The 26,683-nt window shown below is 55.9% G+C and carries 30 protein-coding genes and 2 tRNA genes; 14 read left to right on the plus strand and 18 right to left on the minus strand.

Annotated elements, in window-relative coordinates; translation table 11 throughout:
• Positions 1–55: 55 nt before the first annotated feature.
• From J7413_RS12420 to J7413_RS12430, 3 genes are all read left to right on the plus strand, one after another.
• Positions 56–1,078 carry an FAD:protein FMN transferase gene (locus tag J7413_RS12420; protein WP_247743505.1) on the plus strand — a complete coding sequence of 341 codons (1,023 nt, stop codon included), beginning with the start codon at positions 56–58 and terminating at the stop codon, positions 1,076–1,078.
• Between the two features lie 13 nt (positions 1,079–1,091).
• A complete protein-coding gene (gene nqrM / locus J7413_RS12425) occupies positions 1,092–1,340 on the plus strand; it encodes a (Na+)-NQR maturation NqrM (protein ID WP_209098634.1) in 249 nt (82 codons plus the stop codon).
• Between the two features lie 343 nt (positions 1,341–1,683).
• Positions 1,684–2,205 carry a CBS domain-containing protein gene (locus J7413_RS12430; protein ID WP_209098635.1) on the plus strand — a complete coding sequence of 174 codons (522 nt, stop codon included), beginning with the start codon at positions 1,684–1,686 and terminating at the stop codon, positions 2,203–2,205.
• Positions 2,206–2,379: 174 nt separating this feature from the next.
• Here J7413_RS12430 and ctaD read toward each other — a convergent pair whose 3' ends face one another.
• Together ctaD and J7413_RS12440 are read right to left on the minus strand one after the other, a co-directional pair.
• Positions 2,380–4,053 (minus strand): cytochrome c oxidase subunit I, encoded by a 1,674-nt coding sequence (gene ctaD / locus J7413_RS12435; protein ID WP_209098637.1) that lies wholly within the window; start codon positions 4,051–4,053, stop codon positions 2,380–2,382.
• Between the two features lie 724 nt (positions 4,054–4,777).
• Positions 4,778–5,128 (minus strand): hypothetical protein, encoded by a 351-nt coding sequence (locus tag J7413_RS12440; protein WP_209098638.1) that lies wholly within the window; start codon positions 5,126–5,128, stop codon positions 4,778–4,780.
• Between the two features lie 151 nt (positions 5,129–5,279).
• Here J7413_RS12440 and J7413_RS12445 point away from each other — a divergent pair.
• Both J7413_RS12445 and J7413_RS12450 read left to right on the plus strand, forming a co-directional pair.
• Positions 5,280–5,354 (plus strand) — tRNA-Gly (locus tag J7413_RS12445).
• A gap of 180 nt (positions 5,355–5,534) precedes the next feature.
• Positions 5,535–5,609: transfer RNA gene (locus tag J7413_RS12450), tRNA-Gly, on the plus strand.
• 74 nt (positions 5,610–5,683) lie between these two features.
• Here J7413_RS12450 and J7413_RS12455 read toward each other — a convergent pair.
• From J7413_RS12455 to J7413_RS12465, 3 genes are all read right to left on the minus strand, one after another.
• The gene (locus tag J7413_RS12455; RefSeq protein ID WP_348538748.1) at positions 5,684–7,033 is read right to left on the minus strand and encodes an 8-oxoguanine deaminase; all 1,350 of its coding nucleotides are present in this window, start codon (positions 7,031–7,033) and stop codon (positions 5,684–5,686) included.
• A 159-nt stretch (positions 7,034–7,192) separates the two neighbouring features.
• Positions 7,193–7,984, minus strand: a complete 792-nt coding sequence (gene hisN, locus J7413_RS12460) for a histidinol-phosphatase (protein WP_209098640.1) — start codon at positions 7,982–7,984, stop codon at positions 7,193–7,195.
• Positions 7,985–8,038: 54 nt separating this feature from the next.
• Positions 8,039–8,407, minus strand: coding sequence for a helix-turn-helix transcriptional regulator (locus J7413_RS12465; RefSeq protein ID WP_209098642.1), 369 nt, complete (start codon positions 8,405–8,407; stop codon positions 8,039–8,041).
• A gap of 332 nt (positions 8,408–8,739) precedes the next feature.
• Between J7413_RS12465 and J7413_RS12470 the strand changes: the two genes are divergently transcribed.
• Positions 8,740–9,702, plus strand: coding sequence for an NADPH:quinone oxidoreductase family protein (locus J7413_RS12470; protein ID WP_209098644.1), 963 nt, complete (start codon positions 8,740–8,742; stop codon positions 9,700–9,702).
• Here J7413_RS12470 and J7413_RS12475 read toward each other — a convergent pair.
• Positions 9,695–10,588, minus strand: a complete 894-nt coding sequence (locus tag J7413_RS12475) for a LysR family transcriptional regulator (RefSeq protein WP_209098647.1) — start codon at positions 10,586–10,588, stop codon at positions 9,695–9,697. The two genes, J7413_RS12470 and J7413_RS12475, sit on opposite strands and share 8 nt — an antisense overlap.
• A 159-nt stretch (positions 10,589–10,747) precedes the next feature.
• Between J7413_RS12475 and J7413_RS12480 the strand changes: the two genes are divergently transcribed.
• Both J7413_RS12480 and J7413_RS12485 read left to right on the plus strand, forming a co-directional pair.
• Positions 10,748–10,957: a DUF1127 domain-containing protein gene (locus J7413_RS12480; RefSeq protein WP_209098649.1), complete on the plus strand. Its 210-nt coding sequence runs from the start codon at positions 10,748–10,750 to the stop codon at positions 10,955–10,957.
• 240 nt (positions 10,958–11,197) lie between these two features.
• A complete protein-coding gene (locus J7413_RS12485) occupies positions 11,198–11,974 on the plus strand; it encodes a Bax inhibitor-1/YccA family protein (protein WP_209098651.1) in 777 nt (258 codons plus the stop codon).
• A 71-nt stretch (positions 11,975–12,045) separates the two neighbouring features.
• On the opposite strand, the gene J7413_RS12490 is transcribed toward J7413_RS12485, so the two are convergent.
• Both J7413_RS12490 and rpmG read right to left on the minus strand, forming a co-directional pair.
• Positions 12,046–12,573, minus strand: a complete 528-nt coding sequence (locus J7413_RS12490) for a GNAT family N-acetyltransferase (protein ID WP_209098653.1) — start codon at positions 12,571–12,573, stop codon at positions 12,046–12,048.
• 112 nt (positions 12,574–12,685) lie between these two features.
• Positions 12,686–12,853 (minus strand): 50S ribosomal protein L33, encoded by a 168-nt coding sequence (gene rpmG / locus J7413_RS12495; RefSeq protein ID WP_007814563.1) that lies wholly within the window; start codon positions 12,851–12,853, stop codon positions 12,686–12,688.
• A 219-nt stretch (positions 12,854–13,072) separates the two neighbouring features.
• Here rpmG and J7413_RS12500 point away from each other — a divergent pair, with 219 nt between their 5' ends.
• Both J7413_RS12500 and J7413_RS12505 read left to right on the plus strand, forming a co-directional pair.
• Positions 13,073–14,104 (plus strand): alkane 1-monooxygenase, encoded by a 1,032-nt coding sequence (locus J7413_RS12500; RefSeq protein ID WP_209098655.1) that lies wholly within the window; start codon positions 13,073–13,075, stop codon positions 14,102–14,104.
• Positions 14,105–14,143: 39 nt separating this feature from the next.
• Positions 14,144–14,545, plus strand: a complete 402-nt coding sequence (locus J7413_RS12505; RefSeq protein ID WP_209098656.1) for a hypothetical protein — start codon at positions 14,144–14,146, stop codon at positions 14,543–14,545.
• Between the two features lie 3 nt (positions 14,546–14,548).
• Here J7413_RS12505 and xseA read toward each other — a convergent pair whose 3' ends face one another.
• Positions 14,549–16,075 (minus strand): exodeoxyribonuclease VII large subunit, encoded by a 1,527-nt coding sequence (gene xseA, locus J7413_RS12510; protein WP_209098657.1) that lies wholly within the window; start codon positions 16,073–16,075, stop codon positions 14,549–14,551.
• Between the two features lie 83 nt (positions 16,076–16,158).
• Between xseA and purD the strand changes: the two genes are divergently transcribed.
• Together purD and J7413_RS12520 are read left to right on the plus strand one after the other, a co-directional pair.
• A complete protein-coding gene (gene purD, locus J7413_RS12515; RefSeq protein WP_209098658.1) occupies positions 16,159–17,421 on the plus strand; it encodes a phosphoribosylamine--glycine ligase in 1,263 nt (420 codons plus the stop codon).
• 75 nt (positions 17,422–17,496) lie between these two features.
• Positions 17,497–18,108, plus strand: a complete 612-nt coding sequence (locus J7413_RS12520; RefSeq protein ID WP_209098659.1) for a LuxR C-terminal-related transcriptional regulator — start codon at positions 17,497–17,499, stop codon at positions 18,106–18,108.
• Positions 18,109–18,125: 17 nt separating this feature from the next.
• On the opposite strand, the gene J7413_RS12525 is transcribed toward J7413_RS12520, so the two are convergent.
• Both J7413_RS12525 and J7413_RS12530 read right to left on the minus strand, forming a co-directional pair.
• The gene (locus J7413_RS12525; RefSeq protein WP_209098660.1) at positions 18,126–18,860 is read right to left on the minus strand and encodes a VCBS repeat-containing protein; all 735 of its coding nucleotides are present in this window, start codon (positions 18,858–18,860) and stop codon (positions 18,126–18,128) included.
• Positions 18,860–19,183, minus strand: a complete 324-nt coding sequence (locus J7413_RS12530; protein WP_209098661.1) for a 2Fe-2S iron-sulfur cluster-binding protein — start codon at positions 19,181–19,183, stop codon at positions 18,860–18,862. The genes J7413_RS12525 and J7413_RS12530 overlap by 1 nt, the downstream gene beginning before the upstream one ends.
• 225 nt (positions 19,184–19,408) lie before the next feature.
• Here J7413_RS12530 and J7413_RS12535 point away from each other — a divergent pair, with 225 nt between their 5' ends.
• A complete protein-coding gene (locus tag J7413_RS12535; protein ID WP_247743507.1) occupies positions 19,409–19,972 on the plus strand; it encodes a peptidoglycan-binding domain-containing protein in 564 nt (187 codons plus the stop codon).
• A gap of 52 nt (positions 19,973–20,024) precedes the next feature.
• On the opposite strand, the gene J7413_RS12540 is transcribed toward J7413_RS12535, so the two are convergent.
• The 5 genes from J7413_RS12540 to J7413_RS12560 all read right to left on the minus strand — a co-directional run bounded on the left by J7413_RS12540 (position 20,025) and on the right by J7413_RS12560 (position 24,118).
• On the minus strand, positions 20,025–21,449 hold the full coding sequence (locus J7413_RS12540; protein WP_209099138.1) for a Do family serine endopeptidase: 1,425 nt from the start codon (positions 21,447–21,449) through the stop codon (positions 20,025–20,027).
• A 217-nt stretch (positions 21,450–21,666) separates the two neighbouring features.
• Positions 21,667–22,164: a hypothetical protein gene (locus tag J7413_RS12545; protein WP_209098663.1), complete on the minus strand. Its 498-nt coding sequence runs from the start codon at positions 22,162–22,164 to the stop codon at positions 21,667–21,669.
• Between the two features lie 11 nt (positions 22,165–22,175).
• Complete coding sequence (locus J7413_RS12550) at positions 22,176–22,331, minus strand: hemin uptake protein HemP (protein WP_209099140.1); 156 nt, start codon at positions 22,329–22,331, stop codon at positions 22,176–22,178.
• Between the two features lie 240 nt (positions 22,332–22,571).
• The gene (locus tag J7413_RS12555; protein WP_209098665.1) at positions 22,572–23,159 is read right to left on the minus strand and encodes a lytic transglycosylase; all 588 of its coding nucleotides are present in this window, start codon (positions 23,157–23,159) and stop codon (positions 22,572–22,574) included.
• A gap of 77 nt (positions 23,160–23,236) precedes the next feature.
• Positions 23,237–24,118: an AEC family transporter gene (locus J7413_RS12560; RefSeq protein WP_209098667.1), complete on the minus strand. Its 882-nt coding sequence runs from the start codon at positions 24,116–24,118 to the stop codon at positions 23,237–23,239.
• An 83-nt stretch (positions 24,119–24,201) separates the two neighbouring features.
• On the opposite strand from J7413_RS12560, the gene hspQ reads away from it, so the two are divergent.
• Entirely contained in the window at positions 24,202–24,528 is a 327-nt protein-coding gene (gene hspQ / locus J7413_RS12565; RefSeq protein WP_209098669.1) for a heat shock protein HspQ, read from the plus strand.
• A 50-nt stretch (positions 24,529–24,578) separates the two neighbouring features.
• Here the strand turns inward: hspQ and J7413_RS12570 are convergent, their stop codons facing one another.
• Both J7413_RS12570 and J7413_RS12575 read right to left on the minus strand, forming a co-directional pair.
• The gene (locus tag J7413_RS12570; protein WP_209098671.1) at positions 24,579–24,965 is read right to left on the minus strand and encodes a rhodanese-like domain-containing protein; all 387 of its coding nucleotides are present in this window, start codon (positions 24,963–24,965) and stop codon (positions 24,579–24,581) included.
• Positions 24,966–24,969: 4 nt separating this feature from the next.
• On the minus strand, positions 24,970–26,547 hold the full coding sequence (locus J7413_RS12575) for a gamma-glutamyltransferase family protein (protein ID WP_209098673.1): 1,578 nt from the start codon (positions 26,545–26,547) through the stop codon (positions 24,970–24,972).
• Positions 26,548–26,683 lie beyond the last annotated feature (136 nt).

A 26,683-nucleotide genomic window follows, 5' to 3' on the forward strand; every position in this document is an offset into this window, starting at 1 on the left:
TTACGGTGGTCATATGGGTTGTCTTACCTGTGTAGCTCACAACAAAGTGTTAGCGATGCCCTCTCTTTCTCGACGCAGCTTCATTTTTATGGCTTTGGCCGTTGCTGCATGCAAACGCGGTGCGGCGGACATTCTGCTGACCGGGCGCACAATGGGCACAAGTTACTCTATTGTCGCGGTAAATTCGGCTGGCGTGGACGTCAGCGAACTGCAAACTGCCATAGACGCCACGCTGCGAGATGTGGACATCAAAATGTCCAATTGGAATGCGGCATCCGAAGTCTCGGCAATAAACACTCATGCAACCGCGGAGCCCTTCCCACTTTCCGCAGACATGCAACACCTGATCGAAGCCGCACATGGCGTACATCTTGCCAGCGAGGGGCAATTCGACATCACATTGGGCCCTCTGATTGATCTTTGGGGGTTTGGGGCCGCCAAACCCTCTGGCGCCTTGCCGACCGAAGCAGAGATTGCAGCGGCATTGGTGCCAGTGGGTCAGGAAGAGATGCTGCGGGTCGAAAATGGCCTGCTGCACAAGGGCCATCCCGACGCTGCGATGTATCTGTCCGCCATCGGCAAGGGATTCGGCGTGGATCGCATTGGTGACACGCTAGCCCAGTTCGGTCTGACCAACTATATGGTAGAGGTCGGCGGAGATATCATCACCTCTGGCCAAAACGCTCAGGGTCAACCATGGCAGATCGCGATTGAGACCCCCGACGCACTCACGCGAAGCGTGTATCGGATCATCGGCATCAAAGATCGGGGCATGGCCACGTCTGGGGACTACCGAAACTATTTTGAAAAAGATGGAGTGCGGTACTCCCACATCATCGACAGCGACACCGGACGCCCCATCACGCATAAGACAGCATCTGTGACGGTGCTTGCCGAAAATGCGATGCTTGCAGACGCCTGGGCCACCGCCTTGTTGGCGCTTGGCACGGAACGTGGCCTAAACGTCGCAGAAAAACACCAGATCGCGGCTTTGTTTATTGAACGCAATGCTAACACAGACCATGTAACCTTCGACGCGACGCCGAGCACAGAGTTCGACGCCACTCTCGCTAGCTAAAAGGCACACTCATATGGAAACTTTCCTCATCGCATTTTTTCTTCTGATGCTTGTCACCCTCGGCATGTCGGTTGGCGTGATCATGATGGGCCGCACGATCAAAGGATCCTGCGGCGGACTGAACGCCATCAGCGGCGCCGACAAATGCGTTGTTTGCAGCAAAGACATTGACCCAGACAGCCCGCTGCGCGAGCGCCTTCAGTGCCCGCGTGCCAAGAAGATGTTGGAACAGATGGATGTCGAAAAGAGCACCGACGCTTAAACCGACGCTTTACTGATGCGATACCGCCGGAATACAGACGCAATGCCGCATAGTTCTATGCGGCATTTTTTGTGGTCCGATCAGCTGACAGAAAGCGGCACCAACGCCAGCACCAGCAGACAAGATGATGCAATCAAACCGGAAACCCAAAGCTGCCAGCGCGGCCCCTCTTCTTTCCAAACACGCCGATATCGGTGCCCCGCCAAACAGGCGAGCACAAAGAGTGTAGTTGCAACAGCAGGCGAAAGAATGAGCTCAGGCAAAGAAAAGTCCCCAAAACGCGGATCTTGCGTATAGGCTGGAGGCATATAGCGACAATATTGAACAAGCAAGGAGCCCATTGATGCCAAGTTCCTATCAAGCCCCTAACCGGAAATCGGAAGAGAAAACCAAAACCCTCAGTCAAACAACGGACACAAACACATCTGCCACCGCAGCAACGGTACAGAACGTGTTGGACCAAAAGGGAAAAGACGTCTTCTCGATCCGCCCACAGGACACATTGGGGCAAACGGTCAAGGTCTTGAAAGAACGCCGAATCGGCGCACTTCTTGTGACCGACGCCAATGGGACGTTGCTTGGGATCCTCTCAGAGCGGGACATTGTACGAAAACTCGCAGACACTCCGGGGCAAACTCTTCCGCAAAAAGTCGAAGATGTGATGACCACAAAGGTGCAAACCTGCGCGCCGGAGGATTCGCTCGTAGACGTGTTGCGGCGCATGACAGACGGGCGTTTCCGCCACATGCCAGTACAAGATGAAACCGGCCTCGTCGGCATGGTCACGATTGGTGACGTTGTAAATCATCGCCTGATGGCACTGGAGCATGAAGCGCTGCAACTGAAACAGCTCATCGTTGGCTGATCAGGATAGGCTTTAAGAGCTCTGAAAATATGAAGGCTCCCGGTTAGGAGCCTTCTTTCGTTTCAAACATGGGCTAGGCAACGGATGCTCACCTCCATGTCATTGAAAGTTCGAAACAAAAAAGGCCCCGGCGCTTCTATGCCGGGGCCTTTTTTTTCAATTTACCGTCAAGCCTTAGTGGCTGTGGCCTTTGTCCCAATCTTCCTGCTTTGGCAGGATTTCAAAGGTATGCTCTGGCGGCGGGCTCGGGAGAGTCCATTCCAGAGTGTCAGCATATTCATTCCAGTAGTTGTTCTCGGTCACTTTCGCGCCGCGGAACAGGGAATAGAACACCACACCGAAGAAGAACAGGAAGGAGGCAAAGGACAGGAACGCGCCGTAGGAGCTGATCTTGTTCCAATATGCAAAGGCTTCCGGATAATCGATGTAACGACGTGGCATGCCCTGACGCCCCAGGAAGTGCTGTGGGAAGAAGGTCAGGTTGGCGCCGATGAAGAACAGCCAGAAGTGCAGCTTGCCCGCCCATTCAGGGTACTGACGGCCGGTCATTTTGCCGAAGTAGAAGTAGATCCCGGCAAAGATGGCGAAAACCGCGCCTAGGCTCATCACATAGTGGAAGTGCGCCACCACGTAGTAGGTGTCGTGGTAGTAGCGGTCCACAGAGGCCTGCGACAGCACGATGCCGGTCACGCCGCCCATGGTGAAGAGGAACAGGAAGCCCAGCGCCCAGAGCATTGGGGTTTTAAACTCAATCGAGCCGCCCCACATGGTCGCAATCCAGGAGAAGATCTTCACACCGGTCGGAACCGCAATCACCATGGTGGCGAGCATGAAGTAGGACTGCTGTGTCAGGGACATACCCACGGTGTACATGTGGTGCGCCCAAACAACGAAGCCCAGCGCGCCGATGGCGATGATCGCCCAGACCATTGGCAGGTAGCCAAAGACCGGCTTGCGGGAGAAGGTCGCAATCACGTGAGAGATGATGCCGAAGCCCGGCAGAATCACGATGTACACTTCCGGGTGGCCGAAGAACCACAGAATGTGTTGGTACAGGATCGGATCGCCGCCGCCTGCTGGATCAAAGAAGGTGGTGCCGAAGTTCCGGTCCGTCAGCAGCATGGTGATTGCGCCCGCGAGAACCGGCAGAGCCAGAAGGATCAGCCATGCTGTGACAAAGATCGACCATGCAAACAGCGGCACTTTGAAAAGCGTCATGCCCGGTGCGCGCATGTTCAGGAAGGTCGTGATCATGTTGATCGCGCCAAGAATCGACGATGCACCAGACACGTGGACCGCAAAGATCGCAAGATCCATCGACATGCCGCCTTCACCGGTGGAAAGCGGTGGATACAGCACCCAGCCCACACCAGAACCAAGCTGGTCATTGCCGCCCGGAGCCAACATAGAGGCCACACCCAGCGATGTGCCCGCTACATAAAGCCAGAAGCTGAGGTTGTTCATGCGTGGGAACGCCATATCCGGCGCGCCAATCTGCAGCGGCATGAAGTAGTTGCCAAAGCCACCGAACAGCGCCGGAATCACCACGAAGAACATCATCAAGACGCCGTGATAGGTGATCAGCACGTTCCAGAGGTGGCCGTTAGGAGTACAGGGTCCATCCCCGCCACCAAGAAAGCGTGCGCCTTCCAGACACATATACTGAACGCCGGGCTCCATGAGCTCCATGCGCATCAGAACTGTAAAGAAAACCGCAATGAAACCGGCAAGGGCCGACACGATCAGATAGAGTAGACCGATATCTTTGTGGTTGGTGGACATAAACCACCGAGTGAAGAATCCTCGCTCGTCATGGTGCTCGTGGCCTTGTAGGGCTGCGTCTGCCATGCCGCTCCTCCTGTTGAATTTTATACGGCGTGCGGAATCTTCTGACGCCGCTATCGCGATATTTGTAAAACTCTGCCCCCCGCCAAGCAATCATCCTATTTGACATAGATCAAAATAAATTGTCGCACCCCCCCAGCGACCGATCTCCAATACTTAGCCAAAATTTTCCCGCTCTCCTGCAAGCGCTGCAAACGTCAGCCCCTACCGACAGACCCGCCTTCACAACAAGACGCGCAGTCGAGCCGGTCTTTTATTCTATTTTTTTCAACGTGTTGAGTTGCTCTCTCAGCATATCACATCGAAGAATTTCAGAAGGCGCCAGCGCTATTTTTGGCAAAGCAGATGAGAACGATACGACGTTCAAACGCACTTCCATCAACTAAGACCAACGCCACGATGGCATGCCCCAACAGCGACGCGACACCAATTGCCGGATAGATCGACGTATGCGGGGCGTCGGCTGCACGCTATCGCGCATTGCCGGGGAATCGTATTTCCCGTCAAACCCGCCCTGAGCTTCAGCAGCTAAGTCGCGAAAAATCACACTATCTCAACAGGCGGGGTCTATAGGCAGAACCCAATGTCGGTGATCTGCCTTGCCAACGGCAGTGTCTGTGTTTCGCAATGGATCAGCACTCCAAACAAAATGGACACCAGCAGAAGGCCGATCTTCAAATTTTCAAACAGCATCCTCATTTGATCATCCTTGTTCACAACAACAGGCTCAGAGTCTCACGACCACAGTATCGTGGCCGGCATGGCCAAAATTCAAATCCAGCGAGAACACGGACGGCACCTGTGTCTCAAACTTCAAACTCATGGGTATGTCGACAAGAGCGCCAGAGGGCACATTTGCCCAATTGGCGGTCAGCACATTCGCTCCTTTGACCTGTGCGGTTTCAAGCACCACTGGCTCTGCCCCTTTGTTCAACAGAGTCAGACGCAAGTGTACTGTATCTTTGCGACGTTTGATGACCTCAACACTTGTGGAGACCTGCAAGGCGCCGTGTCCCTCATGCGCCAAAGCAAGGGTCGGCATAGCCAAAATTGCTACAATAAAATCACGCTTTTTCATGGTATCCTGTCTTACAATTTCTACCGCAATTGCAAACCACAACGTTGCGTATCAGGGTTTCCGTCGCTCAATTGATTTTTTTTTGGACATAAGTGCATTTTCTTCTTGCAGGCAGCGGCAACTCTTTATATTCCACGCCTCACCCAAGGACGCGGGCGTAGCTCAGGGGTAGAGCATTACCTTGCCAAGGTAAGGGTCGTGAGTTCGAATCTCATCGCCCGCTCCAATTTCTCCCAAGGGAGAGCAGTGAACAAGGCGCGGATCATTCCGCGCCTTTTCGCGTTTTCAGACCCAAATTCAGCATAAAATTGACCCCACAAACTTTCTGCAAGAAACGCGCAGATTTCTTGTTTTTTGCTCTTGCAGTCCCCCTGCGAGAGGGCTAAACCGCGCACATCCAAACGGTGCGGGCGTAGCTCAGGGGTAGAGCATTACCTTGCCAAGGTAAGGGTCGTGAGTTCGAATCTCATCGCCCGCTCCAATTGGAAAAGCCAAAAGGCGCAGAGAGAAATCTCTGCGCCTTTTGGCTTTTTAGCCTTATAGCTCTTCCTCAAACTATGAAGCCAATACCTGCGCCATGCGATTTTGACGCGCAATGGCCGCCCCCAAATCAATTGACGTGATTTGGCCAGCCCGCACAATCTGGCGCCCCTCAACAAAAAGGTCGCGCACAACAGTTGGCCCAGCAAGCAACAGCGCGGCAGGATCCCAACTCCCCGCGCTCTCAATGCCCGAAACATCCCAAATCGCAATGTCCGCACGCATGCCAACAGCGATTTGCCCACAATCAGCACGGCCAAGCACCTGCGCCCCGCCTCGTGTGGCAATTTCGAGCGCCTCACGCGCACTCATGGCATCTGCGCCTCGTGCAACACGCTGCAGCAACATCGCCTGACGCGCCTCAAGAACCAAGTTCCCAGCATCATTAGAAGCAGACCCATCCACCCCCAACCCAACGTTCACACCGGCGTCCCTCATTGGGCGTATTGGGGCGATTCCACTGCCCAGACGACAATTTGAACAAGGACAATGCGCAACACCCGTTTTCGTGCGCGCAAACAGCGCGATCTCACTGTCATCAAGTTTCACGCAATGCGCATGCCAGACATCCTCCCCTACCCAACCAAGCTCTTCTGCGTATTGGCCCGGGCGACACCCAAAGTTCGCAAGAGAATAGGCAATATCTTCCTCATTCTCTGCAAGGTGCGTGTGCAACATCACCCGCTTGTCACGCGCGAGCAGGGCGGCGTCGCGCATCAAATCCCGACTGACTGAAAACGGGGAACAGGGGGCGACACCCACCCGGACCATACTGCCCTCAGAGGGATCGTGATGCGTGTCGATCAGTCGGATCGCATCATTCAAGATGTCTGCCTCGCGCTCCACCAACCCATCCGGAGGAAGCCCCCCGTCACTTTCCCCGATGCTCATCGCGCCTCGGGTCGGATGGAACCGCATACCGACGCTCTGAGCAGCGGCAATCGTGTCATCAAGTCGTGAACCGTTTGGATACAAGTAAAGATGATCGGACGTCAGCGTGCAGCCGGACAATGCAAGCTCTGCCAGCCCAACCTGAGCAGACACATACATCTCTTCCGGGCCAAACCGCGCCCAAATCGGATACAGCGTCTTGAGCCAGCCAAAGAGCAAAGCATCCTGCCCACCTGGCACCGCTCGTGTGAGAGTTTGATACAGGTGATGATGGGTATTTACGAGGCCAGGCGTCACAACACAGCCCCGCGCTGCGACAACCTCTTCATCGCTTTCCGCGATAAGCCCCAGCCCAATTTCAGAGATGACACCGTTCTTTATCCGCACGTCATGCGCGGCAAGCTCGCGCCTGTCGTCATCCATGGTCAGCACAACTTGCGCCGATTTGATAAGATAGCTTTTCGTTTCAGCCACTTGCACGCTCCTATGACCAATCAATTGGCCCGATTCGGTGCAAATTTAACTGCATGACGACAGAAAGCGGGCAAAGGACTCGCCATGCATCACGACAATAGCCGTGACGCTATAGCGCTTTCAAGTTTTTGATCAGAAAGAGTTAAAGCGCTGTAATCGTCAGGCGCTCAGCAAATCAAGCGCCTGACGATGCAGCGTTTGATTTGCCGCTGCAAGCACGCGCCCGCCGTCATGGGCTGGCCCGCCTTCCCAGTTGGTCACAACGCCGCCAGCGGCTTCAATAACCGCAATTGGCGCCTGAATATCATAGGCGTTCAATCCCGCCTCGATCACCAAATCCACCTGCCCCGCAGCCACCAGCGCATAGGCATAGCAATCCATGCCATACCGCGCCAGCTTGACTGTTGCAGCGACCCGCTCAAACGCCGCACGCTCCTCCTGCGTGCCCACCTCAGGAAAGGTCGTGAATAAAATCGCGTCCGACAACGAGTTGGTGTCGCGGGTCGCAAGCGCAGCCTCACCGTGCGGCCCTTGTGCAACAGAGAGGCCAAAGCCCCCCTTGAACCGCTCCCCAATATAGGGCTGATCGACAACACCGTAGATCGGGCCTGTCTCATCAGACACTGCAATCAACACGCCCCAAGTCGGCGTGCCCGAAATGAAGCCTCGTGTCCCGTCGATAGGATCAAGAACCCAAGTCAGACCACTTGTACCGCTTTTGGTTCCGAACTCTTCGCCAAAAATCGCATCTTGCGGCCGCATCTCTTCAAGGACGGCGCGCATGGCCTGTTCAGCCGCGCGATCCGCAACGGTTACAGGATCAAACCCACCAGAAAGTTTGTTGTCTGCCGTGAGTGTCGGCTTGCGAAAGTGGGGAAGTATGGCTGCCCTTGCAGCGTCAGCCATAGCATCAGATACAGCAATCAGCTGTGCGCGATCCTGATCGTTCATATGTGTAACTCCGCCCTGAACTTGCCAAACGGCTACCTCAGAGCGGAGACAGACTCAAGCGACGTCGCTCAAAACACGCGCCAACTCAAACAGGCGGCGACGCTGGTTTTCAGGAATAGAATAGTAGCTGCGGATCAGATCCAGCGCTTCTTTGTCTGCCATGATATCGGAAGGCACGGATTGAGTGGCAGCCCCCTCTTTATCGGCTTCCAGCCCCTCAAAGAAGAAACTCACAGGCACATCCAGAGCGTCCGAAATGTCCCAAAGACGAGACGCGCTGACACGATTGGCACCGGTTTCGTACTTTTGGATCTGTTGGAATTTGATTCCGACTTGCTCTGCTAGCTGTTGCTGGGTCATGCCCGTCAGCCAACGTCGCTGCCGTATTTTCTTCCCAACATGCACATCCACCGGGTGTGTCATGGCTCGTCTCCTTCGAATAAAAATTCTGGATAACGCTAGAACCCTGAGCAAACGCTCAGAAGCGGCACCAGTATAAAACGTGAAACAATCGCGCATCCCTTTCGCGATTGATTAAGTCTAACAGTTTTCCCCTTACAATCAAGGGATAGAATGTGTGATACGATTATACATAAAGGCGAACACTCGCCCATTAGGTTAGATCCAATCGGATAGATAAGGGCCTGAAACACTCTTTTTACGTTACGTTTCGCCCCAACATTCACCTTTCCACACGACATCTTTGACTTGATTGTGATGTCATGTGACATCTCGCCATTGAGAGGAGAAGAAACATGCGTGCATTTCAAGTGGTGTCCCATGATGAGGGCCCCAAACTGGTCGACATCCCAACGCCAACGCCCGGCGCCGGCCAGATTCGCGTTAAAATTCACGCATGCGCCCTCAACTTTGGGGACTTATTGATGATCAAGGGAACCTATCAAGACACGCCCCCGCCGCCGTTCACGTTAGGGATGGAAGTCGCTGGCATCGTTGATGCGATAGGCCCGGACACAACAGGTCCTGAGATTGGCACACGCGTGTTGGTTTTTGGCGGCAGTGGCGGACTTGCGGACTATGGTGTTTACGAAGCCGCGAGCGCAGTGCCGATCCCCAAAAACATGCCGTTTGAAGAGGCTGCGGCATTTCCAGTCGCCTATGGCACCAGCCACGTTGCACTGGATTATCGCGCGCGCCTTCAGCCTGGCGAAAACCTTCTCGTCCTTGGCGCCGCAGGCGGTGTGGGCCTAACGGCTGTCGAACTTGGCAAACTGATGGGCGCCAACGTCATCGCCTGCGCACGCGGCGCAGACAAGCTGCGTGTCGCCCAATCTTGCGGAGCGGATCACCTTATTGATGCAACCTCCGCTGATATCCGCGCAGAGGTAAAAGCGCTTGGCGGCGCGGATGTTGTCTATGACCCTGTGGGTGGGGAACAGTTCAAAGCCGCATTCCGCGCCTGCCGTCCAGAGGCCCGCCTCCTGCCGATTGGCTTTGCATCCGGTGATATTCCACAGATACCTGCCAACCACCTCCTGGTGAAAAACCTCACGGTGATGGGGCTCTACTGGGGCGGTTATCTGAGATTCAAACCAGAGGTGATCACCAACAGCATGAGCACACTTTTTGGCTGGTACGACGCAGGCAAACTTACCCCGCATGTCAGCCACACCCTTCCACTGGGAGAAGCCGCGCAGGCTTATGAATTGCTGCGCAGCCGGAAGTCTACAGGCAAAGTCGTGGTGTCGATCAACTGACAACCCCAAGGCGTACAGCTGGCTCAGCCTGCGTATGCATTGGCTGGAACCCCTTCCGAATAAGATTGGCCAGATGGGCGATCACATCGCCCTTCGTCTGGTCTGCGCCGTACATGTTGATGTGCTGCTCGCCCAAATCGGGCAGCGCCCCGTCGTGATCAATCACTTCCAGATGACGTGGCTCTGTGCCCAACAGCATCTCCCCGATCCCCAGATCAGCTGCAATCGTGGCTTCGACCGTGCGATCAGAATCCGTCTCCAAGGCTGAATCCCATTCGATCCCCGCCTGATCAAACGCAGCGATGGCACGCTGACGGAACAGGCAGTGTCGCGCAGAAGCAAACTGAATGGGGCGCCGACGCCAGCTCGCGCCACCAGGCGCGCCAATCCAGACAAGCGGTAGGGTGCAAAGCCCTTCGGCACCATCCGGCGTACTGGACTCCGTGGTCAGGATCAAATCGATCTCCCCCTTATCGAACATCTGCTTCAGCTCGACGGTATAAGAAGACAGCAAATTCACCTTCACCCGTGGAAACGCTGCATTGAACTGCTGCATCACACGGGGGATCGCAGGGTAAACAATGTCATGCGGGACCCCAAGCGTCACATTGCCCTCAAACTCATCATGAGACAAACGGCGCATGATTTCATCGTTCAGCGTCACCATCCGGCGCGCATAGCCCAACATCTGCTCACCATCTGGTGTGAGCGCGATGCCGCGCCCAGAGCGGTCCAGCAGGGAAACACCGATCAGCTCTTCTAGGCGCTTCAGCTGCATAGAAACCGCAGACTGAGTGAGATTCAGAAACCCTGCCGCCTTGGTCACCCCTCCCATATCCGCCACAGCAACAAAACTGCGCAACGTAGTTACATCAAGATTTCGCATCAGTTTCCTCCCCAAATTCACAGCTCATGATGAATTATCAACGTTTGTGATGCCTTTGGTCACAAACATTCGCTTTTCAAATACACCCACACAGCCATATACATCAAGTTATTTGATGCAGACCACGAAAACAATCGCAATTCAAGAAAGGAGCGACTCATGGCTTTCATCTCCACATCCGCGACCTCTTCCGGTTCACGCCCTTCTCTATTCTCTCGCATTGCTCAGATCTTCGCGGTGCGTCGTCAACGCAGCAAACTCGCAAAACTCGATTCTCGCGCCCTTGAAGACATTGGCCTGACCGAAGCTGATGTCCAAGCAGAGCTGCGGCGCTCGGTTTGGGACGTGCCGGCCCATTGGAAAGGCTAACGCACAGACATATGGCGCTTTGCGTGTCGATCACATGCCCTTTGGGGCGCCCATCATGATGGGCAACACCTCCAAACCCAAAGTTGAAACAAATCGACGCAAAGCGCCTCAAAAAAGGCACGGCTTTCCGGCCCCTTGATGCCGGAAATCCTTGAATTCAGACGCCTGCTCACCGATATTTACACCGGACACCCCATAAACACGCGTTGTGGGGAAGGAACGACTTAATCGGAGGCTGAAATGGCTGAATTTGAAACACTGCGCGGCGCTGTTGGCGCACGCTCAGCGGATATTGACGCGGGCCTGCGCGCCCACATGAACAAAGTCTACGGCACGATGTCCGTCGGCATGCTGATCACCTTCGCAGCGGCTTGGGCGATTTCCGGCCTGGCTGTTACGAATGATCCATCTGGCGCCGCCGCACAATTGAGCGCGGACCAGTATCTGACCTCCTTTGGCTACGCAATCTACGGCTCCCCGCTGAAATGGGTGATCATGTTTGCCCCCCTGCTGTTTGTGTTTGGCTTCAGCGCAGCGATCAATCGCATGTCAGCAGCAACCGCCCAGACGGTTTTCTACATCTTCGCTGCTGTCATGGGCCTGTCGATCAGCTCCATCTTCTTGATGTTCACCGGCGAATCCATCGTCCAGGTGTTCCTGATCACATCCATCGCCTTCGCAGGGCTGTCGCTTTACGGCTACACCACCAAACGTGACCTTGGCCCCATCGGCACGTTCCTGATCATGGGTCTGATCGGCCTCATCATCGCATCGATTGTGAACATCTTCCTGGCATCTTCCGCCATGGCGTTCGCAATCTCCGTACTCGGCGTTTTGATCTTCGCAGGCCTGACCGCTTACGATACGCAAAACATCAAGAACACCTATCTCGCGCACGCACACCACGGTGACAGCGAGTGGCTTGGCAAATCTGCCATCATGGGCGCCCTCAGCCTGTATCTGAACTTCATCAACATGTTCATGATGCTGCTGCAGCTCTTCGGCAACCGCGAGTAAAGCGCAGCTTATTTGAATGACAAAGGGCCGGTCACTGTGACCGGCCCTTTTCTTTTGATCCACATCCGAGATCACGCAAACATGGGATCGGCCAGCCGGCGCGTCATTTGAACCGCAGGGAAATGCACGCCGGGCGCAAGCGTCAACTCAATCTCAGCGGCCTCCTCAAACCCCATCGAAGCGTAGAACGCACGTGCTGTATATGTGCTCAGGCAACTCATGTGGCGCATGCCATGTGCCTCAGCAGAGGCCAAGGTCACATCAATCAACGCCCGCGCTACCCCGCGACGCAGCCAGTCAGGCCGTGTCGCCACATGGCGCACATGACCAAGATTGGTGCCGCTGACACCACGTGCAGGAGACAGATCAGTCCAGCCCCCAGCACCGACAACCGCATCGGTTTCAGCGCACTCCGCGAGGAAGTATGTGCCGCACGCCAACAGAGACTCCTGCGCCTCACCAAATAAGGGCAGCGCGCCCTCCAATACATCTTGCGTGTAATGCTCGGTGAGAAGCTCGGGGTATGAACGCTGATACAGAGCGCAGAGCGCGTCTCTATCGCCAATCGTGGCAGGGCGAATGAAAAATGGGTGGGGCATTGGGGACCCTCCTGAAGGAAACTGTTTTATTGTTCTTTCAGGCGCGGCTCCCCTAAAGCAAAAAACCGCGCCTGGTGTGGCGCGGCTTTTGCATGTGTCTCAGAGGGGGATCTTACTTGATCTTGCCTTCTTTGTACTCGACATGCTTGCGCACCACCGGGTCGTATTTGCGTACGACCATCTTTTCGGTCATGGTACGTGCGTTTTTCTTGGTCACGTAGAAATGGCCCGTGCCCGCGGTCGAGTTCAGACGGATCTTGATGGTCGTCGGCTTCGCCATTGTGTTTCTCCTGCGCCGGGGTACAGCTACCCCGTGAAAATCTCTTGAAGCCCGCCTTTTAATGATGGCTCTGCCTGAGTCAATGGGATTTCCCCAGAATCCTCAAAGAAAAATGGCGAGCCCACCAATTTCCTATCTGGAAGCGCTTTCCAGCGCGTTATCGAAGGGATAATTTCCTCCAGATACGAAGGGCTGGCGCTCTGATATGGGGAAAACAGCATGACTTGGTTCTGGATTGCGACAACGATTCCCGTCGCCCTTTTGGCTTTGGCCGGGCTGGCGGGTGGCCTCTGGGCGGTTGCAGCAGTCGTTTACATGGGTGCGCTTGTGCATGTGATGGACCGTTTGGTCAAAGGCGCTGCCGCCAAATCCGGCGCGGATGGAGAATTCCCATCTGGTCTGCAACTGTCGCTTATCCTTGGCATACTGCACTTCCCCCTGATGGCCATCGCGATTGCCGCGCTTGCAGGGCTGAGCGGCCTTAGTCTTGGCGCTAAAATCTGCGCCTTTGCTGCCTTTGGTTTGTTCTTTGGACAGGTCAGCAATGCCAACGCCCATGAACTCATTCACAATTCCGCCCGCTTTCCACGCTGGCTGGGCATGTGGGTCTATATTTCTCTTGTTTTTGGGCACCACACATCCGCACACACAAAAGTGCATCATATCTGGGTCGCGACTGACAAAGACCCCAACTCCGCTCGCAAAGGTGAAAGCTTCTATCGCTTTTGGCCACGTGCATGGTTTGGATCATTCAAAGCGGGCTTCGCGGCGGAGAACAAACTGCGCGCCCGCGCCATCCGTCAGACAATGCCTTGGCATCCCTATTTCGTTTATGTGGCCGGAACCGCCTTCTTTATCATTCTGGCTGCGTTGCTTGCTGGCTGGAAAGGCGTACTCGCCTATGGACTGCTCGCGACCTACAGCACCATGCAGCTTTTGCTCTCAGACTATGTGCAGCACTACGGCCTCAGACGTAGATTAAAAGAAAACGGCAAACCCGAGCCGGTTGGGCCGCAACACAGCTGGAACGCGCCGCAGCTCTATACATCGGCGCTGATGCTGAATGCGCCCCGTCATTCGGACCACCACACGGCCCCGACGCGTGATTACCCAGCTTTACGTTTAGACCCAGAAAGCATGCCGATTCTGCCGCGCTCCCTCCCCATGATGGCCACCCTCGCCCTCTGGCCGCGCATGTGGCGACGCGTGATGGATCCTCGGGTGGCAAAACTGAACGCAACACAAGATTGAGACTAGAACGATTGGCTGTTGTCAGGCAGCATTGCGCCCATGAAACACGCCCTCGCCCTCACCGCTTTCTACCTCACCCTGACAGGCCCCACTCTGGCACAAACCGCTATGTCTGGAGCGGAGTTTGAGGCCTATGTGACGGGCAAAACACTGTTCTTTGAGGCCGACGGCCAGCGCTATGGCGTTGAAGAGTATTTACCTAATCGCCGCGTGCGTTGGTCCTTCTTAGATGGCCAATGCAAAGAGGGCGCATGGTTTGAGGACGGAGCGCAGATCTGCTTTGTCTATGAAGATAACCCTAGCCCGCAATGCTGGAGCTTTTATCAAGGCAACGGCGGCCTTACCGCCAAGTTTGAAAACGAGGCAGAGGGCCAGGTGCTCTATGAAATTGACCCCTCAGGCGAAGAAATGCTGTGCCTTGGCCCCGAGGTCGGCGTGTAAGCGCTAAAACAGGCTGCCTTGCTCTGGCGTGTCCGATTTTTTGGTCTTTGACTTGGCAGGAGCCTTCGCAAGCGCAGCAGCAGGTGCACGCCCCTGAAGGGCTTCCCCCGCACCAACAGTGACACGCCCATCCGCAAACTCAATTTCCAGAGAGCTGGCAGCGCTGGCAGCGGCAGAGGTCTTCACCAGCGCGCCATCACCACGCACCACCGCATAACCACGCTCCAAAGTGGCGGTATAGCTCAGCGTTTCGCGCATACGGTCCAGCGAGGCCAGACGATCCTTCAGTGTTTGCACCTGACGGGTGCCCGCTTCGGTCAAACGGCGCGACAGCTCAGTGACCTTCTCGCGGCGACGGGTGACGTCACGTTGCAGACCAACGGGCGTCAGGCGGTCTGCACGGCGGCCCAGCGCTTCGCGGCGGTTTTCAATCATCCGGGTCAAGGTGGAGGCGCGCAGGCTGCCGGCTTTTTCCGAAAGTACAACACGGCGGGTTTGCACACCGGATTGCAGCGCGCGGGGCAGTGCATCCGCCGCCGCATCCAGCCGCTGACGCGGGGTTTGCAGAAGCATATCGGTGCGCGGCAAAGCACGGGAAAGATCGCGCAGACGCTGATCACGCTGACGCAAACCCTGCTCCAGCCCGCGTGTCAGGCGCGCGCCTTGCTCCTCAACCCAAGCCAGCAGCTCCAGCCGCACAGGCACGGCAAGTTCCGCCGCAGCGGTGGGCGTTGGCGCACGTTTATCAGACACATAGTCAATCAACGTGGTATCGGTTTCGTGGCCTACGGCGGAGATCAACGGAATCTCTGAATCTGCGGCGGCGCGGGCCACCACCTCTTCGTTAAAGCCCCAGAGATCTTCGATACTGCCGCCCCCACGGGCCACAATAATCAGATCAGGGCGCGGCATCGCACCACCGGGGGTGAGGCTGTTGAAGCCCTCAATCGCATTGGCAACCTGCGGCGCGCATTGCTCACCCTGCACCGCAACCGGCCAGATCAGCACCTTGCGCGGGAAACGATCTCGCAGGCGATGCAGAATATCACGGATCACCGCGCCGCTGGGCGAGGTCACAACCCCGATGATTTCCGGCAAATAGGGCAACGCCTTTTTGCGCTCTGGTGCAAACAGTCCTTCGGCTTGAAGCATCGCCTTACGCTTTTCCAGCATCGCCATAAGCGCGCCAACCCCAGCGGGCTTCAGATCTTCGATCACCAGCTGGTATTTGGATTGCCCCGGAAAGGTGGTCAGACGCCCGGTCGCCACGACTTCCATACCCTCTTCCGGTCGGGTGGAAATCCGCGCGGCAACGCCTTTCCACATCACGCCAGCAATCACCGAACGGTCGTCTTTCAGGTCAAGATACACATGGCCGGAGCGCGGGAACGACACACGGCCAATCTCGCCTTTGATGCGGACATGGGCAAACTCGCCCTCGATCATGCGTTTGATCGCACCAGACAGCTCAGAGACACTGAATTCTGGGGCGTTTTCACCTTCTCTCGGGTCGTCAATCAGATCAGACATTGGGCCGCTGCTCAGTTCTCTTGTTTCCTGCGTCAACGCACCTTAGAACGCCCACAAGCGAAGGCCAAGCGGAAGGCGGCGACATGAACATTCTTATTCTCGGCAGCGGCGGACGTGAGCATGCGCTCGCCTGGGCAGTGATGCAAAACCCCAAGTGCGACAAACTCATCGTGGCACCGGGAAATGCAGGAATCGCTCAAATCGCTGATTGCGCGGATTTTGATACCGAAGACGGCGGCGCCGTCGCCAGTTTTGTGGCAGAAAACGCGATTGATTTCGTGATCATTGGACCAGAAGCGCCCCTAGCGGCGGGTGTGGCCGATCGCCTGCGCGAGGCCGGCGTGCTGGTGTTTGGCCCGTCACAAGCTGCAGCGAAGCTGGAAGCCTCCAAAAGCTTCACCAAAGAGATTTGTGACGCCGCAAACGCGCCGACCGCTGGCTATGGGCATTTCACCGATGCGGACGCCGCCAAAGACTATATCCGCGCGCAAGGCGCGCCCATCGTCGTAAAAGCCGATGGGCTGGCCGCAGGCAAGGGCGTGATTGTCGCGATGGATCTGCAAACCGCGCTCGATGCAGTGGATGACATGTTTGGCGGGGCCTTTGGTGGCGCCGGTGCCGAAGTGGTGATCGAAGAATTCATGGAGGGCGAAGAGGCCTCTTTCTTTATCCTCTGTGACGGCACGACAGCGCTGCCGGTCGGCACTGCACAGGACCACAAACGCGTTGGCGAAGGCGACACCGGGCCGAACACTGGCGGCATGGGCGCTTATTCCCCTGCGCCTGTTCTGACCGACGAGATCGCCCAGAAAGCGCTGGATGAAATCATTCAGCCAACCATTGATGAAATGGCCAAGCGTGGCACGCCGTATCAGGGCGTGCTTTATGCCGGGCTGATGATCAAGGACGGGCAGCCACGTTTGGTGGAATACAATGTGCGCTTTGGCGATCCGGAATGTCAGGTGCTGATGATGCGCCTTGGCGCGCAAGCGCTGGACCTGCTGCATGCCGCGGCAGAAGAGCGCCTGCATGAGGCACAGGTGAACTGGGCGGATGACCATGCAATCACCGTTGTGATGGCGGCCAATGGCTATCCCGGTTCTTATGAAAAAGGCTCGGTGATTGGCGGGCTGGAAGCATTGACCTCTGATAGCAAGAACATGGTGTTTCACGCAGGCACCACCGCCGCAAACGGCGCGATCACCGCAACCGGTGGGCGGGTGCTGAACGTGACCGCAAGAGGCGCAAGCCTGCAAGAAGCGCGGGATCGTGCTTACGCCATGGTCGACGGCATCGACTGGCCAGGCGGCTTCTTCCGCAAGGACATCGGCTGGCGCGCCCTCTGATGTGCCAAATCACAGCGTTGCGCCCTCTGGGCGCGCGCTCTATCGTCAGCCGCACGGAAAGGAGACCACGCGGCCATGACACTTTCAGTTGAAGACGCCTTTGACAGCGGCAATTTTGTCGAGCTGGCATTTTCATACGCACCGGTCGGCATTGTGGTCACGGAAAACCGCGTTATCCGCGACTGCAACGACACATTTGCAGATATGTTTCGCTACGAACGTGCCGCGTTAAAAGACAGCACTTTCGCGATCCTGTACCCCACACAAGAAGAGTTCAGCAACATCCGCAATCGCGGCGTGCAAGAACTGCGCGAAGGCAACTTCTATTGGGATGAACGCGTCATGATGCGCCGGGGCGGCGAAATGTTCTGGTGTCGGGTACGCGGCCACACCTTTACACCAGAAGAGCCCCTGCAGCGCGCGGTTTGGAGCTTTGCCGATATCTCTGACACGCGCCCCTATCAGGCGCTCACACGACGCGAGCGGGAGGTGTTCTCACTGCTGGCAGAGGGGCTCACCAGCAAAGAGATCGCACTCAAGCTGGAAATGAGCAATCGCACCGTCGAAGTCCACCGTGGAAAGCTGCTCAAAAAATTCGGCGTATCCAACACCACCAGTCTGTTTCAATCGCTCGGCGCCATTGGGACGCGACATATTTATTCCGCAAGCGATGGCACTGTCAGATAACCGGTTTGTCTTGAGGGTTATCCTGGCGTGCAGGCCAGTGCAGCGTCCATCGACACTGTCCCTTTGAAAGGGCCGAGATTGCGCGTCTTCAACCTTGTGCCATCAAAAGTTGTTCCCACAATGTGCCGCCATGCGGCGTCGGCGGTGATCAACTCTGGTCCGTCCCCGCACTCACGCACACCACCAGAGATGAAATCTTCACCAATGCGATGGTTGGTCAATCCAGACAACGATCCAACCTCTGACAGAGCGTCTTGCTCAAACCGCCAGATTCGCAACGTTTTGGCGAGATGCGGCCGATCAATATAGGCGATTTCGACGCGGCCATCCCCATCAAGATCCGCCGCGCCAATTGGTGCCAGCCAGCGGTTGCGCGTGCCGATATATGGCGTCGCCGCCCGCAATCCGCCCTGATCGTAAATCGCCAACCGCGCGCCCCGGCTTTGGTTGCTCTCCACCACAATCACTTCTCGATGACCATCGTGATCTACGTCAAACAAGCGAGGGGTAATGTCTTCAAAAACGTTGCTTTCTGGCAGGACGATTCTTACCGTTTCCTGCGCATCCGTCACCATTTCCAGAGCGCCATACTCGATGGCATCACCAAGCACCCCATGAGCATAGCGTGTTGTTTCATCACTATAACGGGCTGAAACGATATCCGCTGTCGCAGTGCTCGCGCCCAAGCCGACAGCCGCAATAAAAAGCACTTGGCGCAGCGTGCGCCAAATCAAACGCTGCGCCAAAACCATCAAATCTGCTTCTCTGGCATTTTCACCACAAGGCCATCAAGCGCATCGGTGACTTTGATCTGGCAGGTCAAACGCGACGTTGCCGGATTTGGCTCATAAGCGAAGTCCAGCATATCTTCTTCCATGTCATCCATTGCTGGCAGCTTTTCCACCCAGCCTTCAGCGACGTAAACGTGACATGTCGAACAGGCGCACGCCCCCCCGCAGTCGCCTTCGATGCCTGGAATATTGTTGTCGCGGGCACCTTCCATCAATGTCAGCCCATTGGCGACATCGACCACATGTTCGGTTCCATTATGCTCGACATAGGTAATCTTTGCCATGTCTGGCGGCTCCTTTTTAAAACTGTTCGCACTCTTAGTTAGTCAACGGACAGCTCCGCTTCTAGCCCCTTTTCCGCAGACCAATGCATGTCCTAGCGACAATTCGACGGTTTGCGCAGGTCGTTTACAGCCAATCTGATCCGGATCCCCCCACCCTCGGACAAACGACAGAGTTTCGTCGTGAAAGAAAACGAGTTACAAAGAGTCAAACAAAGAGGCGCGAGCATGCCCGCAACCCGATATTTCAGACCTGTCGCGCTCGCGACAGCCCTCAGCGCGTTGATGCTTCATGGCGGCTGCGATCAAAGCTTTGCCACCTCACCTGACATTGCGGCCCGCAGCGCACCGGACATCCTCAGAGCAGGCCAAAGTGGCACACCGCCCACCGCACGCCCCGGCAGTTGTTGGGGGCGGGATGTGACCCCGGCCATTGTGGAAACCGTCACAAATCAAATCATGGTTCAGCCACCGGAAGTGCTCGCAGATGGCACAGTTCTCGCGCCAGGGATCTTTCGCACAGAGACGCAGCAGCGGATCGTCAGAGAGCGCCGCGAACTCTGGTTTGAAACTCCATGCCCCGAGACTTGGACAGAAGAGTTCACCGCATCATTGCAACGTGCCTTAAAGGTGCGCGGTCTCTATTTTGGCAGCATCACAGGCACGCCAGACAAACGCACCCGCGCAGCCATCCGGCGCTATCAAGAGGCCGGCGGGTTCGACAGTGCCATCTTGTCAATAGAGAGCGCACGGCGACTGGGATTGGTTGCTGTGCCCCGTGAGGCGAGCTGATCACACAAAAAAGGGCGCCCCGAAAGGCGCCCTTGATCCGTGAGTGTGTCACTTATTCCTGAATGTTCAGAGCGACAAAACGAGGCTCGCCAGACCGACGCACCAAAAGCAGAAGCGATTTACGGCCTGCGTCCTTGGCCTCGTCGATACGGGCTTCCAGATCATCGATCGAGCGCAATTTCTGCTGACCAGCTTCGGTCAGCACATCCCCTGAGCGCAGCCCTTTCTCAAAGGCTTTGGACGTTTCATCTACCTCCGTCACCACCAGCCCTTGCATATCCTCTGACAGATCCATTTCTGCACGCATTTCATCGTTCAGCGTCATAAGTGTCAGACCTAGGATTTCTTTCTCCTGCGGTTCATCGGATGGCGCGGGCTGGCTCGCAGGAACGGCACCTTCGGCCTCTTCGCGACGCCCCAACGTCACAGCCAATGTCACTTCGGATCCATCACGCAGCACCACAACATCAACGGTCTTGCCAACATTGGTGTTGCCAACGCTGCGCACCAAGCCACGTACATCTGCCACGTCATCGCCATCAAAAGACAAAATAACGTCGCCAGACTGCATCCCCGCCTCAAGCGCCGGACCTTCAGGCACATCTGTCACCATTGCACCAGCCGCAGCCTGCAATCCGTCGACAGCATCCACCATATCCTCGGTCACATCCTGGATGCGCACGCCAAGCCAACCCCGGCGCGTTTCTCCAAATTCCTGCAACTGATCCACAACGCGGGTCACAACATTGGACGCCATAGAGAAGCCAATACCAATTGAGCCACCGTTGGGCGACAGAATCGCGGTATTCACGCCGATCACTTCGCCATCCATGTTGAACAACGGGCCACCCGAGTTGCCTCGGTTGATGGCGGCGTCTGTTTGAATGTAGTCATCATAGGCACCAGAAAGCGCACGTCCGCGCTGCGATACGATACCTGCAGACACCGAAAAGCCCTGGCCCAAGGGGTTGCCCATGGCCATCACCCAATCACCAATGCGCGCGGCGTCACTGTTGCCAAACTCAACAAACTCAAGCGGCGTGTCAGACTCGACTTTCAAAAGCGCGATATCCGTATTGCGATCCGTGCCAATCACTTTCGCGGGCAGTTCTTCGCCGGAATAGAATTCCACCAAGATTTCATCTGCGCCTTCAATCACGTGGTTGTTCGTGACCACAAAACCATCTTCAGAGATCACAAAGCCCGATCCAAGCGCGGAACTGCGGCGAGGACGATCCCCTTGGCCCTGTTGTCGATCTTGGAATTCGCGAAAGAAATCTTCAAATGGCGACCCTTCCGGAACAATGCCTTGTGGCCCCGTACGGCCAGCGACAACGGTCGAGGTTGTGATGTTCACAACCGAGGGGCTGATTTGCTCAGCTAGCTCAGCAAAACTGACCGGACGATCATTTTGCGCAAGCGCTGTAAGAGATTGTGCAACATAGAGCGCCGCCGCCAGCAGCGTCAGCAAAGTCATGCGCACAAATGAATGCGACGGACGCGTGTCCGTAAGTGTGTCAGAAAACACGGTCGGTTCTCCTTTGGTGTTTCATAACGAGTCAGGCAGGGCCTGTTATCACTACGAAGAATGTGCCCTTCTCGATCAGGTTTCAACCTCCCGACCCTCTCAGCGGCACAATTGACCGTGAACCAACGTAATGCGAAAGGCCACCAAAAGGCGCAGCCCTTCATCGTCAGTGAAGAGTGCGTGGGTCCGCAGCCTTGTGGCTTTCGCGCGTTGACGGCCGGCTCGGCATCGGGCGCCTTCTGTGCTTGGGCACAGATCGCGCAAAAGCAGCGAGCGCAATACCAAATTCGGCAGCCAGCCCCGAAAAACAAAGCGCCATATCAGGCCGGACAATCAAAGATGCCAACATCGCTGCATCTTCGGTTTCCCCGTTCGAAGCAGCTTCAACGATATGTGCAAACACCGCCTCATCTGCACCCAGGCAGTCACAATAAAGCCCATGTCGGCACAGCTGACGACGGCCAAATTGTTGTCCAATTTCCATGAGGTCAGCAAACACGCCGCTCACATTGCGTGCGCGATCCTGCCCCAACGCCATACCCAAACTGGTGACCAGGGCTGCCTGCCCTTCCGGATCTCGGTCCCAGTGGCGCAACCAACGTACGGCGAGACGCTCAACATCATCCAGATCACCCAGCAAACCAACACGTTGAGCACCCCGCATAACTGGCGCGCTCATTTCGTCAGGATCAGCTTGCCCGCGCGTGTGATCCGCAGCGTGTAGAGTTGATCATTCAGCCGGATATGGGCCAAACCGTTTTCGCCGGTCAAAACCTGCGCGTCATGCACTGGCAGGGCGTTGGTGGTGTAGTCGATTGATTGTGATTGCATGGTCATGGGATGCGTCCTCATTGGCAGTTTCCGGCTTCCCATCGGGTGGCTGACTCTTTTCTGATTATTTTACTCAGAAATGTCAATCCCGCAAAAATATATCTCACTTCCAGGATTCCAAAGCCCCCTCCGCTCACACATGACGCGTCAGACTTCTTGCTCCGGGCTCCAGCATGATCCTCAATACAAAACAGCGCCCCAAAGGGCGCTGCGTGTCGATCTCATGCAACGATTGTGCGCCTACCAGATACGCGAACAGTTCTTAAGCTGCTGTTGATATCGAGCTGAACGGCTCGCAACATCATCCGCGATCCGGGTCAGCCAGGGTTTGTTGCGATAATTCCCCCGAGCGTATCCCGTATGTCCCTCATGGTAGTTCAGGTATTGCGCGCGCGCATCATGCAGCGAAACGCCGTTCCGATCCCGCGACTCGGTCATATACCAGCCCATAAAATCAGTGGCGTCCCGAATATCATCACGCCGCGCACCTCGGCTGCGTGTTTCGCGCCGGTACTCATCCCACGTGCCGTCAAGCGCCTGCGCATATCCGTAGGCACTGCTCTGCCGCCCCATTGGCAATACGCCCAATGCGTATTTATGCGGCGTGCGGGCATTCCCGATGAACTTGCTCTCCTGATAGAGCACAGCCATCTGAACGTGCACCGGCACACCCCACTTTCGCTGCGTTGCACTAAACGCGCGTTTAAAATGCGGGCGTTCCTTAAGAATCGCACAGGCGTTTTCCAAATTGCTAGGCGCACGGGTATCAGTGCCACCACAGGCGGCCACAATGCCCAAAAGCACCAGCGCGAAGAGAAGTCTGCTCATCTGCCTCTCGCTATGTCATATTATGTTTTTTGCCATCCTAACGGATTTTCGCAGCGACGGGAAATCACAATCTGCCGTCATAACAGGAAGGTTAGCAAGAGTGGCAAACCAATCACCGAAACCAGCGTAGACACCACCACAAAACCCGCAACGGCATCCGCATCCGCCTCGTATTTTTCTGCCAGCAAATAGCTGCTCACGCCCACGGGCATTGCCATTTGCAAGACCAGCACGCCCAGCAGAAGGCCCGACAGACCAAAAACCGTTGCGAAACCCCACCCAATCGCGGCGCAGGCCAAAAACTTCACAATCGAAAGACACACCGCAATCAGAACGCGCCCAGGGGTCAAGCGCGCGACCGCCACCCCAAGCGTCAGCAGCATAAGCGGAATGGCCATCTGCCCGATCAAATCAAGTGTGTTGGTCACAAAACCCGGTGTTTCCCATCCCATGTAGAGAAACAACGCACCCAGCAAGGTCGCCCAGATCATCGGCTCTTGCACCATTTTGCCCAGCGCGCCTTCACCAGCCACTATCCAGATACCCCATGTGAAGGATAGCAGCGCCGTAATCGCCAAAAGCACGACAGACGCTTCTAGCCCCGCCTGCCCAAAGGCAAACAGCGCAAGCGGCACCCCAAGATTTCCAGTATTTCCAAAAATGAACGGCGCAAGGTAAGTGCGCAGGTCAAGTCTGACGAGTTTCAGCAACAGCCAGGCAAAAGCACCGATCCCGAAATAGCCAGCAAAACCGGCCCCAGCCAGCCGCGCCAAATCTCCCAGATCTGCCTGCGTTTTCATCAGTGCTGTAAAAATCAGACAGGGCACCGCCAAATTTACGCCAAGGCGCGTCACAAACTGAATGCGATACTCAAAGCCAGCTTTGACCCAGGCAAATCCAATGCCTGCGACCAGAAACACCGGCGCCACAATTTCCAAAACTGTTAAGGTAAGGTTCACAGACTGTTTCCCAGCAAAATTCGGCTTACGTTGGACAAAGCCCCCTTGCAGGGTCTAGCTTTGAGGGGTAGGGGCTGCAACATATGATAAAAACACGCGCAAAATATTACCTTGGCCAAGTGGTCCGCCACCGCGTACACCCCTTTCGGGGCGTCGTGTTTGATGTGGACCCTGAATTTGCCAACACGGAAGAATGGTATGAAGCCATTCCAGAAGACAGCCGCCCTGCCAAAGAGCAACCATTTTATCATCTGCTCGCCGAAAATGACCAAAGCTACTATGTGGCTTATGTCTCTGAACAAAATCTGGTGGCGGATTACTCGGGCGAACCAGTCACACATCCAGATCTGGATGAAATGTTCGGCCCCTTTGAAGATGGCTCTTATCCCCTTCACTTCGCGCTGAACTAAACCGCAGACAGGGTTGAAGACACCGCCGGGCCTATGACCCGGCGTTTATGCTATTGCGTTGCAATCGGCGCACCACGCGCTTTCCATGCCCCAAACCCGCCGTCCATCTCGGCGATATTATCGACGCCCATGTCCTGGAGCGCTTTCACCGAGAGCGCAGAGCGCCACGCACTCGCACAATAAAGAATCAGCGTTTTGTCTGTGGCCAACTCTGGCTTGTGATACGGGCTGTCGGGCGCAACCCAGAACTCCAACATGCCGCGCGGCGCATGAAATGCGCCGTCGATATATCCGTCTCGGGACAACTCTCTCGGATCTCGAATGTCCACAAACAACGCCTCTCCGGCAGCGACCATCGCTTCAGCGTCTTCCTGTGACAGAGTGCGAATTTCGGCTTTTGCGTTTGCAACCAATGTTTTGATGGGTGTGATTGACATATGTTCAATATCCTATCGCTGCGCCATCTTTACGCGGATCCGAAGCCCCTTCAAGCACGCCCGACGGATGTATCCGTATCGCCTGTGCGCCCCCTATCGGCATATCCGGGACCGCAACCTTATGACCCAGATCAGCAAGCCCTTGCTTCACAGAATCACTATATCCACGCTCAAGTTTGAGCGTGCCGTCCTCGGTAAAGGCACGCGGTGCATCCAGCGCCGCCTGTGGATCCATGCCAAAATCCTCGATATTTGACAGCACACGTGCATGGCCATTGGGCTGATAGTGCCCCCCCATCACACCAAACGGCATTTCCACCCGCCCGTCACGACGCACCATCCCAGGGATAATCGTATGCATCGGGCGTTTGCCGCCTAGCATTTCGTTTGGATGCCCCTCTTTCAAAGTGAAGCCCCCTCCGCGATTTTGCATCAAGATCCCAAACTTGTCAGATGCGATACCCGAACCAAACGCATGGAAAATCGAATAGATCATCGACACCGCCATACCGTCTTTGTCGACGACAGTCAGATACACCGTGTCTTTGTGCACGGCTTCGGTCAATGGCGCGGCGGCGGGCATTGCGCGCTTCGGATCGATCAAGGCAGCGAGCTTCTCCGCTGTCTGCAATGACAACATATGCTGCGTGCGCGCCGCGGTATCCGGATCTGCAATCAAGCGATCGCGCGCATCATAGGCAAGCTTTGCCGCCTCTGCTTCAATATGCGTGCGCATAACGCCGAACGGATCCATAGATGCCACGTCGAAATGACTGAGGATATTGAGCATCAAAATCGCCGTCGCCCCCTGCCCGTTGGGTGGATGCTCAAGCAGTTCAGCGCCCTTGTAATGTCCGGCAATCGGTGTTGCGTCATTGCCAGACGTGGCCGCAAAGTCATCGAGCGTATGCACACCGCCCATCGCACGCAACGTGGCAACCATATCTTCGGCAATTTCACCGGTATAGAACGCATCGCGTCCTTGCGCCGCAACGCGCCGCAAAACTTCAGCCTGGCCGGGCGCTCTGAAAATATCACCTTTACTCAGCGGCTGCCCGTCTTTCAAATAGTGGCGGCGTCCATGGCCCTGAAGATTGCTTTGGGTTTGCTGCCAGTCAAACGCACTTCTTGGCCCGACAGGTATACCCTCTTCCGCATAGTGGATCACCGGTGCAAGACTGTCAGCGAGGCCCAATTTTCCATATCGCTCAGAGAGCGTGCAGAACCCATCAATCGCCCCTGGGATCGTCACGGCCTCCACACCAAAAAGCGGAACAGCTTCAAGGCCGCGCGTGCGCAAATCCGCCGCGTTGGCAGCAGCTGGTGCTCGCCCAGATCCATTGAAGGCAAACATCTCTTCACTTCCCGCCGGAGATATCAGCGCAAAGCAGTCACCCCCAATGCCTGTCGATGCAGGTTCACAGATACCAAGCAACACGGACCCCGCGATCGCCGCGTCCATCGCATTGCCGCCCTTGCGCAGGATATCAACCGCAACCTGAGCAGCCAGCGGTGTGGACGTGGCACACATCCCATTGGTTGCCATCACCGCGGATCTTCCCGGAAAATGAAAATCTCTCATAAACTCTCCCTCACTTGTTAAGGGATGTTACGGCCCACAACCGACAATGCAACCAACTGCTGATCACGGATTGCGGCGCTACGACGAAAGACGTAGCGATTTCCGATGGGTCGCGCCAAAAGCGAGGCTTTAAACG

Origin of the sequence: Shimia sp. R10_1 (assembly GCF_017744095.1) — a bacterium.
In the GTDB taxonomy this organism is placed as follows: Bacteria; Pseudomonadota; Alphaproteobacteria; order Rhodobacterales; family Rhodobacteraceae; genus Shimia.

Coding starts and splice junctions, on each gene's coding strand:
- hisN (WP_209098640.1), bottom strand. CDS start 7,984: ATGAACGATCAGGATCGCGCACAGCTGATTGCTGTATCTGATGCTATG.
- J7413_RS12505 (WP_209098656.1), top strand. CDS start 14,144: ATGAAACACGCCCTCGCCCTCACCGCTTTCTACCTCACCCTGACAGGC.
- J7413_RS12535 (WP_247743507.1), top strand. CDS start 19,409: ATGCCCGCAACCCGATATTTCAGACCTGTCGCGCTCGCGACAGCCCTC.
- J7413_RS12485 (WP_209098651.1), top strand. CDS start 11,198: ATGGCTGAATTTGAAACACTGCGCGGCGCTGTTGGCGCACGCTCAGCG.
- J7413_RS12575 (WP_209098673.1), bottom strand. CDS start 26,547: ATGAGAGATTTTCATTTTCCGGGAAGATCCGCGGTGATGGCAACCAAT.
- J7413_RS12545 (WP_209098663.1), bottom strand. CDS start 22,164: ATGCGGGGTGCTCAACGTGTTGGTTTGCTGGGTGATCTGGATGATGTT.
- J7413_RS12540 (WP_209099138.1), bottom strand. CDS start 21,449: ATGACTTTGCTGACGCTGCTGGCGGCGGCGCTCTATGTTGCACAATCT.
- J7413_RS12490 (WP_209098653.1), bottom strand. CDS start 12,573: ATGCCCCACCCATTTTTCATTCGCCCTGCCACGATTGGCGATAGAGAC.
- J7413_RS12570 (WP_209098671.1), bottom strand. CDS start 24,965: ATGTCAATCACACCCATCAAAACATTGGTTGCAAACGCAAAAGCCGAA.
- J7413_RS12420 (WP_247743505.1), top strand. CDS start 56: ATGCCCTCTCTTTCTCGACGCAGCTTCATTTTTATGGCTTTGGCCGTT.
- xseA (WP_209098657.1), bottom strand. CDS start 16,075: ATGTCTGATCTGATTGACGACCCGAGAGAAGGTGAAAACGCCCCAGAA.
- J7413_RS12555 (WP_209098665.1), bottom strand. CDS start 23,159: ATGAGCAGACTTCTCTTCGCGCTGGTGCTTTTGGGCATTGTGGCCGCC.
- ctaD (WP_209098637.1), bottom strand. CDS start 4,053: ATGGCAGACGCAGCCCTACAAGGCCACGAGCACCATGACGAGCGAGGA.
- J7413_RS12525 (WP_209098660.1), bottom strand. CDS start 18,860: ATGGTTTTGGCGCAGCGTTTGATTTGGCGCACGCTGCGCCAAGTGCTT.
- J7413_RS12470 (WP_209098644.1), top strand. CDS start 8,740: ATGCGTGCATTTCAAGTGGTGTCCCATGATGAGGGCCCCAAACTGGTC.
- J7413_RS12530 (WP_209098661.1), bottom strand. CDS start 19,183: ATGGCAAAGATTACCTATGTCGAGCATAATGGAACCGAACATGTGGTC.
- rpmG (WP_007814563.1), bottom strand. CDS start 12,853: ATGGCGAAGCCGACGACCATCAAGATCCGTCTGAACTCGACCGCGGGC.
- J7413_RS12430 (WP_209098635.1), top strand. CDS start 1,684: ATGCCAAGTTCCTATCAAGCCCCTAACCGGAAATCGGAAGAGAAAACC.
- J7413_RS12550 (WP_209099140.1), bottom strand. CDS start 22,331: ATGCAATCACAATCAATCGACTACACCACCAACGCCCTGCCAGTGCAT.
- J7413_RS12500 (WP_209098655.1), top strand. CDS start 13,073: ATGACTTGGTTCTGGATTGCGACAACGATTCCCGTCGCCCTTTTGGCT.
- J7413_RS12480 (WP_209098649.1), top strand. CDS start 10,748: ATGGCTTTCATCTCCACATCCGCGACCTCTTCCGGTTCACGCCCTTCT.
- nqrM (WP_209098634.1), top strand. CDS start 1,092: ATGGAAACTTTCCTCATCGCATTTTTTCTTCTGATGCTTGTCACCCTC.
- J7413_RS12440 (WP_209098638.1), bottom strand. CDS start 5,128: ATGAAAAAGCGTGATTTTATTGTAGCAATTTTGGCTATGCCGACCCTT.
- purD (WP_209098658.1), top strand. CDS start 16,159: ATGAACATTCTTATTCTCGGCAGCGGCGGACGTGAGCATGCGCTCGCC.
- J7413_RS12465 (WP_209098642.1), bottom strand. CDS start 8,407: ATGACACACCCGGTGGATGTGCATGTTGGGAAGAAAATACGGCAGCGA.
- J7413_RS12475 (WP_209098647.1), bottom strand. CDS start 10,588: ATGCGAAATCTTGATGTAACTACGTTGCGCAGTTTTGTTGCTGTGGCG.
- hspQ (WP_209098669.1), top strand. CDS start 24,202: ATGATAAAAACACGCGCAAAATATTACCTTGGCCAAGTGGTCCGCCAC.
- J7413_RS12520 (WP_209098659.1), top strand. CDS start 17,497: ATGACACTTTCAGTTGAAGACGCCTTTGACAGCGGCAATTTTGTCGAG.